Raw genomic sequence first — 14486 nt, 5'->3', positions numbered from 1 at the left:
CGTCACGAACGTCCCATTCTGTCGCAGCCGCGCCATGGTCGCAGCCGAACGTTGTGGAAGCAACGGGCGGGGGCCGCCCGGCTGGGCCGCGGAGCGGATGCGGTTCCGCGCCCCGGCCCGACCTAGGCTTGGCGCCATGTCTGACTCGCCGGCCCCGCTCGTCGTCGGCTTCGACCTGGACATGACGCTCATCGACACGGTCCCCGGCTTCGGGGCGACGCTCGCCGCGCTCGGCGAGGAGCTCGGGGTGACCTTCCCCGTGGAGGCGATGACGGCCAGGCTCGGGCCGCCGCTCGATGCCATGCTGTCCGGTCACCTGCCCGAGGAGGCGATCGCTCCCGCGGTCGACCGGTTCCGGGCGCTCTACCCCGACCTGGCGATCACCTCCGTGGGCCTGCTTCCGGGCGCCGCCGAGGCCGTGGCCGCCGTACGCCGCCACCGCGGCCGCGTCGTGGTGGTCACCGGCAAGTTCGCCCCCAACGCCCGGCTGCACGCCGACCACCTCGGCCTCGACCACGACCACCTCGAGGGCGAGGTCTGGGGCGTCGGCAAGGCCGACGTGCTGCGCCGCGAGGGCGCCGCGATCTACGTCGGCGACCACGTCCACGACGTCGCCGGCGCCCTGGCGGCGGGCGCCACCAGCGTCTCCGTCCTCTCCGGCGGCTGCACCCGCGAGGAGCTCGAGGCTGCCGGCACCCACGTGGTCCTCGACGACCTGCACGGCTTCCCGGCCTGGTTGGAGGAGCACCTGCTGACCACCCGGCTGGCCGCCCTGGAGGCGGACCTCGCCGCCCGCGGCTCGGTCATGGTCGCCTACTCGGGCGGCGCCGACAGCGCCTTCCTGCTGGCGGCTGCCGTGCGCGCGCTCGGCCCCGACAACGTGGTCGCCGCGACCGGCTACTCCCACTCGCTGCCGCAGGTCGAGCGTGACCCGGCCCGCGACTTCGCCGGCGCGCTCGGGGTGCGGCTGCTGACACCGGCCACCCACGAGATGGCGCGCGAGGGTTACCGCGCCAACGCCGGCGACCGCTGCTTCTTCTGCAAGGCCGAGCTGCTCGACGTGCTCACGCCGTTGGCCGCCGAGCACGGCATCGCCCACGTCGCCACCGGCACCAACGCCGACGACGCGGTCGCCGGGTTCCGCCCCGGCATCCGCGCCGCGGCCGAGCGCGGCGCGATCACGCCGCTGCGCGACGCCGGGCTCACCAAGGCGCAGGTGCGCGAGGCCTCGCGCCGCTGGGACCTGCCGACCTGGGACAAGCCCGCGGCCGCCTGCCTCTCCTCCCGCGTCGCGTACGGCGTCGAGGTGACGCCGCACCGGCTGGCGCGGGTCGAGCGGGCCGAGGCCGCGGTGCGCGCCCTCCTCGCCGGGGCCGACGTGCCGCTGCGCGACCTGCGGGTGCGCGACATGGGGGAGTGGGCCTCGGTCGAGATCGACGCCGTTCTGCTGGCCGACGTGCTCGCGCCCGGCACGGACCTCGCCGCCGCGGTCGAGGACGCCACCCGCTCCGTCGGCTTCGACCGGGCCGTGATCGACCCCAAGGGGTTCCGCTCCGGCTCGATGAACGAGCTGCTCGCCTGACGAGCCGCGGACGGGGCGCCGCCGACCGCACAACCCGCTGGCTGGGGTTGGCTCGCCCCGCCTAGGCTTGTGCGTCGGTGCCGCGGAGCGCGGCGCGTGCGCGATCTGAGTGAGGGGTTCGACCGGTGCCCACTGGCAAGGTGAAGTGGTACGACGCGGAGAAGGGTTTCGGCTTCCTGTCCCAGGAGAGCGGCCCGGACGTCTACGTGCGCGCCGAGGCGTTGCCGGACGGCGTCACGACCCTCAAGGCCGGCACCCGCGTCGAGTTCGGGATCGCCCAGGGCCGCCGTGGTGACCAGGCACTGCAGGTGCGGGTCCTCGACGCCCCCGCCTCGGTCGCCCGCAAGCAGCAGCAGGCCCGCCGCAAGAAGCCCGAGGAGATGGCCACCATAGTGGAGGACCTGATCCGGCTCCTCGACGGCGTGGGCGAGGCCTACCGCCACGGCCGCCACCCCGACGCCCGCACCGCCAAGCCGACCGCGAAGCTGCTGCGCGCGCTCGCCGACGAGCTGGAGCTCTGAGCCGGGCCCTCGCGGACGCCGCTCAGTCGTCGCTGACGGAGACCGAGCCGCGCGGCCGGGACGCGAGCACCAGCACAGTCCACGCGGCCAGCACGGCCGAGCCGACGCCGAGGCCCAGCCTCGGCATCAGCGGCAGTGCGATGCCGACGAAGCCGCCGATCACCCACGACAGCTGCAGCGTGGTGTCGCTGCGGGCGAAGGCGCTCGACTGCATCCGCTCCGGCACGTGGGTCTGGATGGTGGTGTCGAGGGAGACCTTGGCGAGCGACTGCGCGAGTCCGGCGGTGAGGCCGAGCAGGATCAGCGGCAGCAGGCCGTAGAACAGAGCGCACACCAGCACCATCGCGGCGGCGGCGACCAGCGCGCCCACGACGGTGATCGCCGGGTTGAGCCGCTTCAGCAGCGACGCCGTCGCGATGCCGAGGGTGTTGCCGAGGCCGGCGGCGCCGATCACGAGGCCGAGCAGCAGCTCCGGTCGGAAGTCGCCGATCGGGTTCTCGCGCAGCAGGAACGCCATGAACATCGTGAGGAAGCCCGACAGCCAGCGCGGCCCGCAGTTGGCCCGCAGGGCGAAGGCGACCGGCGCCGGGATACGGGCCCGGTTGCGGGTGCGGCCCCGGCCGATCCGCATGCCGGTGCCGGCCTCGGTCGGGGAGCCGGGGAGCAGCACCATCGTGCCCTCGCCGACACTGGAGTCGACCTTGGCCGGCAGCCGGATCGCCAGCACCGTGGCGACCACGAACACCACGAACCCGTAGCGCAGCGACCACTCGGAGCCGGCGTAGGCGAGCAGGCCGGCGATGGGGGCGGAGAGGGTGGCGCCGACGACGCCGGCCAGCGAGGTGCGGGCGTTCGCCTTCACCAGCGTCAGGCTCGGTGGGAGCAGCCGCGGCACCGCGGCGGCCCGGGTGACGCCGTACGCCTTGGAGGAGACGAGCACGCCGAGCGCGGCCGGGAAGAGCCACGTCGAGCCGGTCACCACCGCCGTGCCGAGCACCCAGCACAGGAACGCGCGTACCGCCATGGTGCCGCCGATCGCCCAGCGGCGGCCGTGGCTGAAGTGGTCGAGGATCGGGCCGATCAGCGGCGCGACGATCGCGAAGGGCAGCATCGTCAGCCCGAGGAACAGCGCGACCTGGTCGCGTGCCTCACCGGTCGGGACCTGGAAGAAGAGGGTGCCGGCCAGCGAGATCGCCACGGCGGTGTCGCCGGCTGCGTTGAGCGCGTGCACCCCGATGAGGCGGGAGAGGCCGGACTCCCCGGCGCCCTCGGCGCGGGCGGCGCGCCGGGCCTGGGTGGCGGTGAAGCGGCCGACCCGTCCGGTCACCCGGCCCGCGGCGCGCGCGCCCTTGCCGGCAGCCCGGGCGCCGGCACCGATGCTGCGTCCCACCGCCCGCGCCCGGGTGCGGCCGCGGGTCGGCCCCTCCGCCCGGGCCTGCTCGGTGGGGGTCTCGTCGGCCGCGCGATCCGCGCGGGTCTCGGCCGAGTCGGGACCGGTGTGGCTCATGCCTCCATCCTGCCCCGTCGGCGGGCGTGCCCGGCAGCAGGACACCACGGCCCGCCGCACCGGCCCGTCATGCGGCCCCGACCTGACAGCGGACCCGGGGATGAGACATGATTCCGCCGTGATGACCAAGGTGCGCGCCAAGGCAGACGCCGCCGCCGTGGGGGCGGTGGACGTCGCTCGCGATGCCCTCGTCGCCGACGTCGGTGCCGCCGACGTGGGCGAGCACCTCGGCCACGTGGTCGAGGGCGAGCGCGTCGTGACCCACCTGTTCGGCTGCACCCGCAAGGGGTACGCCGGCTGGCGCTGGTCCGTCACGGTCGCCCGGGCGCCGCGGCAGAAGGCCGTCACCGTCGACGAGGTCGTGCTGATCCCCGGCGACGAGGCGATCGTCGCGCCCGAGTGGGTGCCCTACCGCGAGCGGATCAAGCCCGGCGACCTCTCGCCCGGCGACCTGCTCCCGGTCGAGGAGGACGACCCGCGCCTCGTCCCGACGTACTCCTTCGGCGACGACCTGCTCGACGACGACGAGAAGTCGCAGGTGCGCCGGGTCGCCGCCGAGCTCGGCCTTGGTCGCGTCCGCACCCTCTCGCTCGAGGGCCGAGACCTCGCCGCCCAGCGCTGGTACGACGGCGACGGCGGGCCGTCCTCGCCGCTCGCGCAGGCCGCCCCCGCCAGCTGCACGAGCTGCGGCTTCCTGATGCGGCTCGCGGGCCCGCTGTCGGAGATGTTCGGGGTCTGCGCCAACGGCGACGCCAACGACGACGGCCGGGTCGTGTCGCTCGACCACGGCTGCGGTGCGCACTCCGAGGTTCAGCTGGCCAAGAAGCACGAGCCGCAGCCGCTGCCGGACCACGTGTTCGACACGCTCACCGACGACGAGCTCGAGGAGCTCTGAGGGGTTCACCCCTCCGCCCGGGGCCCGTGCGGGCCGGGCCTCAGCCCGCGCCACCCTCGCCGTTGACGGCCTCCCGGGCGGCGGCCCGCGCCTTCTTGCGGCGCCGGCAGTACTCCAGGCCGAAGAGGCCGAGGCCGAAGCCGGCCATGCACGACCACAGCCACCACAGCCGCCCGGTCTCCTGCAGCCAGCCGTAGAAGGGGAGCAGCGCGACGAAGGCGAGGAACCACAGCGCGGTGCCGACCTCGACGGTGCGCACGCCGTCGACGTCGAGGGGCTCCACGTCAGCCACGATGTAGGTGCGGTTGCCGATCTCGTGGGCCTTCGGCTGCTCGTCGCGCAGTTCCACGGCTTCCACGCTAGTCCACGTGGGTGGTGGGTCCCACCACCCGGGCCCTGCCTCTGTCATCATTCGCCGCGTGAGCGAGCAGAACCAGCCCGGCCCCGGCGCCGGCCCCCAGACCGGCACCCTGGCCGCCCCCCGTGGTCTCGACGGCTTCTTCAAGATCTCCCAGCGCGGCTCGACCGTGTCGCGGGAGGTCCGTGGCGGCGTCGTGACCTTCCTGACGATGGCCTACATCATCGTGCTCAACCCGATCATCCTGCTCGGGGGCACGGACATGAACGGCGAGCAGCTGGCGGGCGGCGACTTCGCCGCGATCAGCGCCGCGACCGCGCTGGCCGCGGGCGTGCTCACCATCCTCATGGGCCTCGTCGCCAACTTCCCGCTGGCGCTGGCCACCGGACTGGGCCTGAACGCGTTCGTGACCTTCTCCGTCGCCAGCCAGATGACCTGGGCCGACGCGATGGGCCTCGTCGTGATCGAGGGCCTGATCATCCTGCTGCTGGTGCTGACCGGCTTCCGCGAGGCGGTCTTCCGGGCGGTGCCCGCCCAGCTGAAGGTCGCGATCTCCGTCGGGATCGGCCTGTTCCTCACGATCATCGGCCTCGTCGACGCCGGCTTCGTGCGCCGGATCCCGGACGCCGCGCAGACGATCGTCCCGGTCCAGCTCGGTCCGGGCGGCAACCTCGCCGGTTGGCCGGTGCTGATCTTCTGCCTCGGGCTCGTCGTGATGTTCTCGCTCTACGCGCTGCGGGTGAAGGGCGCGATCCTCATCTCCATCGTCTCCATGACGGTGCTCGCGATCATCGTCGAGCAGGTCGCCGACGTGGGCGCGATGTTCGGCCCCGAGGGCTTCAACCCGACCGGCTGGGGCCTCAACGTCCCCGCCTGGCCCGACCAGGTCGTCGGCATGCCCGACCTGCAGCTCGTCGGCGAGTTCAACCTGCTCGGCTCCTGGCAGAACGCCGGCGTGGTCGTCGCCGCGCTGTTCGTCTTCACCCTGCTGCTGGCCGACTTCTTCGACACGATGGGCACGATGACCGCGATCGGCGCCGAGGCCGGCCTCCTCGACGAGGAGGGCATGCCGCCGAACACCAAGCGGATCCTGGTCGTCGACTCCGTCGCCGCGGTCGCCGGTGGCGCTGCCTCGGTCTCCAGCAACACGTCGTACATCGAGAGCGCCTCGGGTGTCGCCGAGGGCGCCCGCACCGGCCTCGCCAGCGTCGTCACCGGCGTGCTGTTCCTGCTGGCGATGTTCTTCGCGCCGGTCGTCAACATCATCCCGAGCGAGGCCGCCGTCCCGGCGCTCGTGCTCGTCGGCTTCCTGATGATGCAGCAGGTCAAGGGCATCGACTGGGACGACCTGGAGATCGCGATCCCGGCGTTCCTGACGATCGTGCTGATGCCGTTCACCTACTCCATCACCGTGGGCATCGGCGCCGGCTTCCTCGCCTTCGTGCTGCTCAAGGTGGTCCGCGGCAAGGCCGCCCAGGTCCACGGCCTGATGTGGCTCATCGCGGCCCTGTTCGTCTGCTACTTCGCGATCAACCCGATCACCGCCTGGCTCACCTGACCCCGGTCCCACGCCGAGTTGCCGCCAGTTGCCCACAACTGGCGGCAACTCGCCGTTCCGGGGCCGGCAACTGGTGGCAGCTCGGCAATTTGATTAGCAAGGGTAATGACCTAGGCTAAGGACATGCCCTCCGTCGCCCGAGTCGTCCGCACCGATGCCGGGTTGGCCGCCGAGCTGCGGCTCGCCGTGATGCGGCTGCGCCGACGACTGGCCCACGAGCGCCACCCCGACAACGACCTCGGTCTGGGCGCGATGAGCGTCCTGGGCTGCCTGGTCCGCAACGGCGACCTGACGGTGGGCGAGCTCGCCGCCGCCGAGCGGGTGCAGCCGCCGAGCATGACCCGCACGGTCAACTGCCTCGAGGAGGGCGGCTACGTCGCCCGACGGCCCCACGAGACCGACCGTCGCCAGGTCGTCGTCGTGATCTCCGACAAGGGCGCCGCGACCGTGCTGGCCGACCGCGCCCGGCGCGACGCCTGGCTGGCCCAACGGTTGGCCGAGCTCACCCCTGACGAGCGCGACGTGCTGCGCCGCGCCGCCCCCATCCTCGACCGACTCGCCTCGAAGGACTGATCCACCACGAGCCCCACGTTCCGCTCCCTCGCCAACCCCAACTACCGGCGGTACGCCGCCGGTGGTGTCGTCTCCAACGTCGGCACCTGGATGCAACGGGTGGCCCAGGACTGGCTGGTCCTGGTGCTCAGCGGCTACAGCGGCGCGGCGATCGGGATCACGACCGGGCTCCAGTTCCTCCCGTTCCTGCTGCTGTCCCCGTGGGCGGGGCTGGTGGCCGACCGGGTCCCGAAGCGCCGGCTGCTGCAGCTCACCAACCTCGGCATGGCCGTGCCCGCCGTGGTGCTCGGGCTGCTCGCCGTCACCGGGGCCGCCGAGATCTGGCACGTCTACGTCCTCGCCCTGGTGCTCGGCGTGGCCGCGGCGTTCGACGCGCCGGCGCGCCAGACCTTCGTCTCCGAGCTCGTCGCCCCCGAGGACCTCACCAACGCCGTCGGCCTGAACTCCGCGAGCTTCAACGCAGCACGCATCGTCGGGCCCGCGCTGGCCGGCGTCCTCATCGCCGCGCTCGGCGGCGGTGCCGTCGCCACCGGCTGGGTCATCCTCGTCAACGCCGTGACGTACGCCGCCCCGATCCTCAGCCTGCGCAGCCTCGACGCCGCGGCCCTGCGCACCCCGCTGCCCATGAAGCGCGAGCCCGGCCAGATCCGCGCGGGCGTCGCCTACGTCCGCGGCCGGCCCGACCTGCTGCTGATCCTCGCGGTGGTCTTCTTCGCCGGCACGTTCGGCCTCAACTTCCAGATGACGTCGGCGCTGATGGCGACCGAGGTCTACGGGAAGGGCCCGACCGAGTACGGCCTGCTCGGCACCTTCATGGCCGTCGGCTCGCTGACCGGCGCCCTGCTCGCGGCCCGGCGGCAGCGGGTCCGGCACCGGCTCGTGCTCGGCGCGGCCATGGCGTTCGCCGCGCTCGAGGTGCTGGCCGGCCTGATGCCGTCGTACGTCACCTTCGCGCTGGTCACGCCGCTGCTCGGCCTCGCGGCGCTGACCATGATCACGGCGGCGAACGCCTTCATGCAGCTGCACACCGCGGACGGGATGCGGGGCCGCGTGATGGCGCTGTACATGATGATCTTCATCGGCGGCACCCCGCTCGGGGCGCCCTTCATCGGCTGGGTCGGCGAGGAGCTCGGCGCCCGGTGGACGCTGGTCCTCGGCGGCCTGCTGACGGCGGTCGGAGTGGGGGTCTCGGCGGCCTGGTTCGCCCGTGCTCGGGGCGTTTTGACCCCCCTCGGGCGACCGAGTAACCTCGTGCCACGTGTCTGGGCCAGCCAGGCCGTTGCGCGTGCGCGGAAATAGCCGCCCTGAAGGCGGGCGGCCTCCGTCACACCAGCTCCCGTCACACGCCAGGACGATCGCGCGTGCGGGGAAGGGCGACACGCCCGACCTCGGGGGGAGGGGCGCGGCGAGGTTGATCCAGCACCACCCAGACACGGGGGAGTCAGCCCGGGCCGAGGCCCGCGGCTCCCAGCAGGATCGTGCCCGGCAGGTCGTCGGGTACTGAGAGAGGACAAGAAGGGGAACCACCCGGTGCCCACTATTCAGCAGCTGGTCCGCAAGGGCCGCCAGGACAAGGTGTCGAAGAACAAGACGCCTGCCCTCAAGGGTTCGCCCCAGCGGCGCGGTGTCTGCACCCGCGTCTACACCACGACCCCGAAGAAGCCGAACTCCGCCCTCCGCAAGGTCGCCCGTGTGCGCCTGTCGAGCGGCGTCGAGGTGACGGCGTACATCCCGGGCGTGGGCCACAACCTCCAGGAGCACTCGATCGTCCTCGTTCGCGGCGGCCGTGTGAAGGACCTCCCCGGCGTCCGCTACAAGATCATCCGCGGCACCCTCGACACCCAGGGTGTCAAGAACCGCAAGCAGGCGCGCAGCCGCTACGGCGCGAAGAAGGAGAAGAGCTGATATGCCGCGCAAGGGTCCCGCTCCCAAGCGTCCGATCGACGTCGACCCGGTCTACGGTTCGCAGCTGGTCACCCAGCTCGTCTCCAAGGTCCTGCAGGACGGCAAGAAGCAGGTTGCTCAGCGCATCGTCTACAACGCGCTCGAGGGCTGCCGCGAGAAGACCGGCACCGACCCGGTCGTCACGCTGAAGCGTGCGCTCGACAACGTGAAGCCGGCCATCGAGGTCAAGTCCCGCCGCGTCGGCGGTGCGACCTACCAGGTGCCGATCGAGGTCAAGGGTGGTCGTGGCACCACCCTCGCCCTGCGCTGGCTCGTCGGCTACGCCAAGGACCGCCGCGAGAAGACCATGACCGAGCGGCTCATGAACGAGATCCTCGACGCCTCCAACGGCCTCGGTGCCGCTGTGAAGAAGCGCGAGGACACCCACAAGATGGCCGAGTCCAACAAGGCCTTCGCCCACTACCGCTGGTGATCACGGCGGGGCCCCGCACCAGGGGCCCCGCCCCCACCGGACACCCGACCAACTTCCGAGGGACTGAGACTTTCAGTGGCTGTCGACATCACCACGGACCTCAACAAGGTCCGCAACATCGGCATCATGGCGCACATCGACGCCGGCAAGACCACCACGACCGAGCGCATCCTCTTCTACACCGGCATCACCTACAAGATCGGTGAGGTCCACGAGGGCGCCGCCACGATGGACTGGATGGAGCAGGAGCAGGAGCGCGGCATCACCATCACGTCCGCCGCGACGACCTGCTGGTGGAAGAACCACCAGATCAACATCATCGACACCCCGGGCCACGTGGACTTCACCGCCGAGGTCGAGCGGTCGCTGCGCGTCCTCGACGGCTCCGTCGCCGTGTTCGACGGTGTCGCCGGTGTCGAGCCCCAGACCATGACCGTCTGGCGTCAGGCCAACAAGTACTCCGTTCCCCGGATGTGCTTCGTCAACAAGCTCGACCGCACCGGCGCGGACTTCTTCCGCTGCGTCGACATGATGGTCGAGCGCCTCAACTCCACCCCGCTGATCCTCCAGCTGCCGATCGGCGCCGAGAGCGACTTCCTCGGAGTCGTCGACCTGGTCGGCATGCGCGCGCTCACCTGGCGCGGCGAGACCAAGATGGGCGAGGACTACGAGGTCGAGGAGATCCCCGCGGACATGGCCGAGCAGGCCGCCGAGTACCGCGAGAAGTTCCTCGAGACCCTGGCCGAGGCCGACGACGCCGTCATGGAGAAGTACCTCGAGGGCGACGAGTTCACTGTCGAGGAGCTCGAGGCCGCGATCCGTCGCGCCACGCTGGCCGACAAGGTGAACCCCGTCCTGTGCGGCACCGCGTTCAAGAACAAGGGCGTCCAGCCGCTGCTCGACGCGGTCGTCAAGTACCTCCCCTCCCCGCTCGACGTCGAGGGCATCCTGGGCCACTCGCCGAAGGACGAGGACGAGAAGATCAAGCGCAAGCCGTCGGACGACGAGCCGTTCTCCGGCCTGGCCTACAAGATCGCCTCGGACCCGCACCTCGGCAAGCTGATCTACGTCCGCGTCTACTCGGGCAAGCTCGAGGCCGGCTCGACCGTGATGAACTCGGTCAACGGTCGCAAGGAGCGGATCGGCAAGGTCTACCAGATGCACGCCAACAAGCGTGAGGAGATCGCGTCGGTCGGCGCCGGCCAGATCGTGGCGGTCATGGGCCTCAAGGACACCAAGACCGGTCACACCCTGTGCGACCAGGCCAACCCGGTGGTCCTCGAGTCGATGACCTTCCCGGCCCCCGTGATCGAGGTCGCGATCGAGCCCAAGACCAAGGGCGACCAGGAGAAGCTGAGCATGGCGATCCAGCGCCTCTCCGACGAGGACCCGACCTTCACGGTCAAGTCCGACGAGGAGACCGGCCAGACGATCATCGCCGGCATGGGTGAGCTCCACCTCGAGATCCTGGTCGACCGGATGAAGCGCGAGTTCCGCGTCGAGGCCACCGTCGGCAAGCCGCAGGTCGCCTACCGCGAGACCGTCCGCAAGGAGGTCACGAACCACAGCTACACCCACAAGAAGCAGACCGGTGGTTCGGGCCAGTTCGCGAAGGTCGTCATCTCGCTCGGCCCCAACATCGACCCCGAGACCGGGACCGGTGCCGGCTACGAGTTCCACAACAACGTCTCCGGTGGCCGCGTGCCGAAGGAGTACATCCCCTCGGTCGACCAGGGTGGCCAGGAGGCCATGGAGTTCGGCGTCCTCGCCGGCTACCCGATGGTCGACGTGAAGTTCACGCTCGAGGACGGCGCCTACCACGACGTCGACTCCTCCGAGCTGGCCTTCAAGATCGCGGGCAACCAGGCCTTCAAGGAGGCCGCGCGCATGGCCAAGCCGGTCCTGCTCGAGCCGATGTTCGCGGTCGAGGTGACCACGCCGGAGAGCTTCCTCGGCACCGTGATCGGTGACATCAACAGCCGTCGCGGTCAGATCCAGGCACAGGAGGAGCGTCACGGTGACATGGTCATCAACGCCCTCGTGCCCCTCTCCGAGATGTTCGGGTACGTTGGCGACCTGAGGTCCAAGACCTCCGGTCAGGCGTCGTACTCGATGGAGTTCGACTCGTACGCCGAGGTTCCCCAGAACATCGCCGACGAGATCATCAAGAAGGTCCGCGGCGAGTAATTCGCCCGGGTCTCGGCATTCAGCAATCGCAACGAGTCAAGTAACAAACACACCAGGAGGAGCCCACCGTGGCTAAGGCGAAGTTCGAGCGGACCAAGCCGCACGTCAACATCGGCACCATCGGTCACATCGACCACGGCAAGACGACGCTGACCGCAGCGATCACCAAGGTCCTGCACGACAAGCACCCCGACCTGAACCCCTTCACGCCGTTCGACGAGATCGACAAGGCCCCGGAGGAGCGTCAGCGCGGTATCACCATCTCGATCGCTCACGTCGAGTACCAGACCGAGAACCGGCACTACGCCCACGTCGACTGCCCCGGTCACGCCGACTACATCAAGAACATGATCACCGGCGCGGCGCAGATGGACGGCGCGATCCTCGTGGTCGCCGCCACCGACGGCCCGATGCCGCAGACCCGTGAGCACGTGCTGCTCGCCCGCCAGGTCGGCGTGCCGGCCCTGGTCGTGGCGCTCAACAAGTGCGACATGGTCGACGACGAGGAGCTCATCGAGCTCGTCGAGATGGAGGTGCGCGAGCTCCTCTCCGAGTACGAGTTCCCGGGCGACGACATCCCGGTCGTGCGCGTGGCGGCCTTCCCGGCCCTCAACGGCGACGCCAAGTGGGGCGAGTCGGTTGCCGAGCTCATGCAGGCCGTGGACGACTACATCCCGACCCCGGAGCGCGACACCGACAAGCCGTTCCTCATGCCGGTCGAGGACGTCTTCACCATCACCGGTCGTGGCACCGTGATCACGGGCCGCATCGAGCGCGGCATCGTGAAGGTGAACGAGGAGGTCGAGATCGTCGGCATCCGCGACAAGTCGCAGAAGACCACGGTCACCGGCGTCGAGATGTTCCGCAAGCTGCTCGACGAGGGCCAGGCCGGTGAGAACGTCGGTCTGCTCCTCCGCGGCACCAAGCGCGAGGACGTCGAGCGTGGCATGGTCGTCGTGAAGCCGGGCACCACCACCCCGCACACCAACTTCGAGGCCTCGGTCTACATCCTCTCGAAGGAGGAGGGCGGCCGTCACACCCCGTTCTTCAACAACTACCGTCCGCAGTTCTACTTCCGGACCACGGACGTGACGGGCGTCGTGACCCTGCCCGAGGGCACCGAGATGGTCATGCCGGGTGACAACACCGAGATGTCGGTCGAGCTCATCCAGCCCATCGCCATGGACGAGGGCCTGCGGTTCGCGATCCGTGAGGGTGGCCGCACCGTCGGCGCCGGCCGCGTCACCAAGATCACGAAGTGAGGACTGGCGGATCGAGCTTGCTCGCATCCGCTCCGAGCTGAGGTGATCCCGGCGAGCGAAGCGAGCCGGCGATCACCAAGTGATCAGCGCCGGTCACTGACCGGCTGAGCTCCACCAGAAAGGCCCCGGGTTCTCCCGGGGCCTTTCTGCATGCCCGGGGTTGTCGCGGCTTCACCACGGTATGTGGGCGAAGCCGCACTTCCCGTGGCGTATAGCCCTCGGGAGGTGCGGGCCGAGCGACATCCCGTGGTGAAGCACCCCACCCTCAGCCCAGCAGCGCGTCGAGGGCGTCGGCGAACACCTCGGTGTGCCGGTCCACGTCTGTCTCGGTGTGCAGCGGGCTGAACAGCGCCATGTTGTGGAACGGCGTGAGGAGCACGCCGCGGTTGAGGCACCACAGGTGGAGGAACGCCTCCAGCCCCTCGTCGACCGCCTCGGCGGCGGCCGCCCCGTCACGCGGCGGCGGGCAGAACCAGTACTCCGCGCGGCAGCCGAGCCGCTGGACGTGCCAGTCCAGGCCGTGCCGCCTGATGGCGTCGGCAACGCCGTCGGTGAACCGCTCGGCGAGCGGCACGGCGACCGAGAAGTCCTCCTCCCGCAGGCAGGACGAGAGCGTGGCGCGGACCGCGGCCAGCGACAGCGCGTTCGCCGTGAGGGTCCCGCCGACGCCGGCCACATCGATCTCGTGCCCGAGCATCGGTCCGGACAGCCGGTCGGCGACCTCCTGGGTCATGCCGTACGCCGCCGCCGGGACGCCGCCGCCGATGGCCTTGCCGACGACGACGAGGTCGGGCTCGAGTCGCCAGGCGGCGGTGCAGCCGCCCGGGCCCGCACACATGGTGTGGGTCTCGTCGTTCACGAGCAGGACCCCGTGCCGGCGGGTCACCTCGCGCACCGCTTCGAGGTAGCCGTCCTCGGGGAGCACGATCCCGATGTTGGTCAGCGCCGGCTCCATCAGCAAGCAGGCCACGTCGCCCTCGGCGAGCCGCCGGTCCAGCGAATCGACGTCGTTGAACGGGACGACGGCCGTGGTGGTGGCGACGTCGACCTGCGGGCCGAGTGCGCCCGGTCGGGGCACGACCTTGCCCCGCTCGAGCACCGCGAGGCTCTCGTCGACGGTGCCGTGGTAGCACCAGTCCATGACCGCCACCCGCGGCCGGCCGGTCAGGTGCCGCGCGAACCGCAGCACGAACCGGTTGGCGTCGGTCGCGGACAGGGCCAGCTGCCAGGCCGGCAGCCCGAAGCGCCGCGCGAGCTCCTCGCCCACCCACACGGCGTCGGGGGAGGGGAGCATCGTGGTCAGTCCGGCCGCGGCCCGCTCGGCCACGGCCGTGCTCACCTGCGGCAGCGCGTGCCCGGTCATCGCGCCCGTGTCGCCGAGGCAGAGGTCGACGTACTCCTGCCCGTCGACGTCGCGCAGCCGCGCCCCCTCGGCCGACTCCACGAAGAGCGGGAACCCGCCCGGCCACCGGGTCATCCACGGCATCGGCACGCCGGCCAGCAGCGACCCCCGTGCCCGGGCTGCAAGCGCGGCGGAGCGGGGGTGCGACGCGGCGAACCGGTCCTCTTCCTGCGTGGTCAGCGAAGCCAGTCGGCGGCGGTCGATCATGGCGGCAATCTAGGACCATCAGGCCCCCGCGGCCTCGTGTCGCGGCGCTCGTTCCCG

Annotated in this window: 12 protein-coding genes and 1 pseudogene; 10 read left to right on the top strand and 3 right to left on the bottom strand. The window is 71.1% G+C overall.

All coding sequences use genetic code 11. The features are described from left to right. The first annotated feature begins 136 nt into the window (after positions 1–136). Together ACFP2E_RS05160 and ACFP2E_RS05155 are read left to right on the top strand one after the other, a co-directional pair. Positions 137–1582 (top strand): haloacid dehalogenase-like hydrolase, encoded by a 1446-nt coding sequence (locus ACFP2E_RS05160; RefSeq protein WP_378521530.1) that lies wholly within the window; start codon positions 137–139, stop codon positions 1580–1582. Between the two features lie 125 nt (positions 1583–1707). Then, positions 1708–2103 carry a cold-shock protein gene (locus tag ACFP2E_RS05155; protein ID WP_378521529.1) on the top strand — a complete coding sequence of 132 codons (396 nt, stop codon included), beginning with the start codon at positions 1708–1710 and terminating at the stop codon, positions 2101–2103. Positions 2104–2125: 22 nt separating this feature from the next. Here ACFP2E_RS05155 and ACFP2E_RS05150 read toward each other — a convergent pair whose 3' ends face one another. After that, positions 2126–3610 (bottom strand): MFS transporter, encoded by a 1485-nt coding sequence (locus ACFP2E_RS05150; protein WP_378521528.1) that lies wholly within the window; start codon positions 3608–3610, stop codon positions 2126–2128. Between the two features lie 100 nt (positions 3611–3710). Between ACFP2E_RS05150 and ACFP2E_RS05145 the strand changes: the two genes are divergently transcribed. Further along, entirely contained in the window at positions 3711–4505 is a 795-nt protein-coding gene (locus ACFP2E_RS05145) for a DUF3027 domain-containing protein (RefSeq protein ID WP_378539285.1), read from the top strand. A gap of 40 nt (positions 4506–4545) precedes the next feature. Here ACFP2E_RS05145 and ACFP2E_RS05140 read toward each other — a convergent pair whose 3' ends face one another. Beyond that, complete coding sequence (locus tag ACFP2E_RS05140; RefSeq protein ID WP_378521527.1) at positions 4546–4854, bottom strand: DUF2530 domain-containing protein; 309 nt, start codon at positions 4852–4854, stop codon at positions 4546–4548. Between the two features lie 121 nt (positions 4855–4975). Between ACFP2E_RS05140 and ACFP2E_RS05135 the strand changes: the two genes are divergently transcribed. The 7 genes and pseudogenes from ACFP2E_RS05135 (at position 4976) to tuf (ending at position 12820) form a co-directional block, all read left to right on the top strand. Next, complete coding sequence (locus tag ACFP2E_RS05135; RefSeq protein ID WP_378521666.1) at positions 4976–6421, top strand: NCS2 family permease; 1446 nt, start codon at positions 4976–4978, stop codon at positions 6419–6421. A 123-nt stretch (positions 6422–6544) separates the two neighbouring features. Next, positions 6545–6994 (top strand): MarR family winged helix-turn-helix transcriptional regulator, encoded by a 450-nt coding sequence (locus ACFP2E_RS05130; protein WP_378521526.1) that lies wholly within the window; start codon positions 6545–6547, stop codon positions 6992–6994. Positions 6995–7024: 30 nt separating this feature from the next. Continuing rightward, positions 7025–8293, top strand: a pseudogene (locus tag ACFP2E_RS05125) (MFS transporter); the annotation flags it as partial. A 231-nt stretch (positions 8294–8524) separates the two neighbouring features. Beyond that, positions 8525–8899, top strand: coding sequence for a 30S ribosomal protein S12 (rpsL, locus tag ACFP2E_RS05120; protein ID WP_011757353.1), 375 nt, complete (start codon positions 8525–8527; stop codon positions 8897–8899). A 1-nt stretch (position 8900) separates the two neighbouring features. Continuing rightward, positions 8901–9371: a 30S ribosomal protein S7 gene (rpsG, locus tag ACFP2E_RS05115; RefSeq protein WP_378521525.1), complete on the top strand. Its 471-nt coding sequence runs from the start codon at positions 8901–8903 to the stop codon at positions 9369–9371. Positions 9372–9446: 75 nt separating this feature from the next. Continuing rightward, positions 9447–11558 carry an elongation factor G gene (gene fusA, locus ACFP2E_RS05110; RefSeq protein ID WP_378521524.1) on the top strand — a complete coding sequence of 704 codons (2112 nt, stop codon included), beginning with the start codon at positions 9447–9449 and terminating at the stop codon, positions 11556–11558. 68 nt (positions 11559–11626) lie between these two features. Next, positions 11627–12820, top strand: a complete 1194-nt coding sequence (tuf, locus tag ACFP2E_RS05105; RefSeq protein WP_378521523.1) for an elongation factor Tu — start codon at positions 11627–11629, stop codon at positions 12818–12820. Between the two features lie 265 nt (positions 12821–13085). Here the strand turns inward: tuf and ACFP2E_RS05100 are convergent, their stop codons facing one another. Continuing rightward, entirely contained in the window at positions 13086–14429 is a 1344-nt protein-coding gene (locus ACFP2E_RS05100) for an aspartate aminotransferase family protein (RefSeq protein WP_378521522.1), read from the bottom strand. Between the last annotated feature and the right edge of the window lie 57 nt (positions 14430–14486).

Source organism: Nocardioides sp. GCM10027114 (assembly GCF_042659625.1).
Taxonomy (GTDB): domain Bacteria; phylum Actinomycetota; class Actinomycetes; order Propionibacteriales; family Nocardioidaceae; genus Nocardioides.
This window is presented reverse-complemented; position numbering and strand designations above follow the sequence as displayed.

Excerpts from the sequence above, each read along its gene's own strand:
- ACFP2E_RS05160 (WP_378521530.1), top strand. The coding sequence starts at position 137 with ATGTCTGACTCGCCGGCCCCGCTCGTCGTCGGCTTCGACCTGGACATG.
- ACFP2E_RS05150 (WP_378521528.1), bottom strand. The coding sequence starts at position 3,610 with ATGAGCCACACCGGTCCCGACTCGGCCGAGACCCGCGCGGATCGCGCG.
- ACFP2E_RS05145 (WP_378539285.1), top strand. The coding sequence starts at position 3,711 with ATGAGACATGATTCCGCCGTGATGACCAAGGTGCGCGCCAAGGCAGAC.
- ACFP2E_RS05130 (WP_378521526.1), top strand. The coding sequence starts at position 6,545 with ATGCCCTCCGTCGCCCGAGTCGTCCGCACCGATGCCGGGTTGGCCGCC.
- rpsG (WP_378521525.1), top strand. The coding sequence starts at position 8,901 with ATGCCGCGCAAGGGTCCCGCTCCCAAGCGTCCGATCGACGTCGACCCG.
- ACFP2E_RS05100 (WP_378521522.1), bottom strand. The coding sequence starts at position 14,429 with ATGATCGACCGCCGCCGACTGGCTTCGCTGACCACGCAGGAAGAGGAC.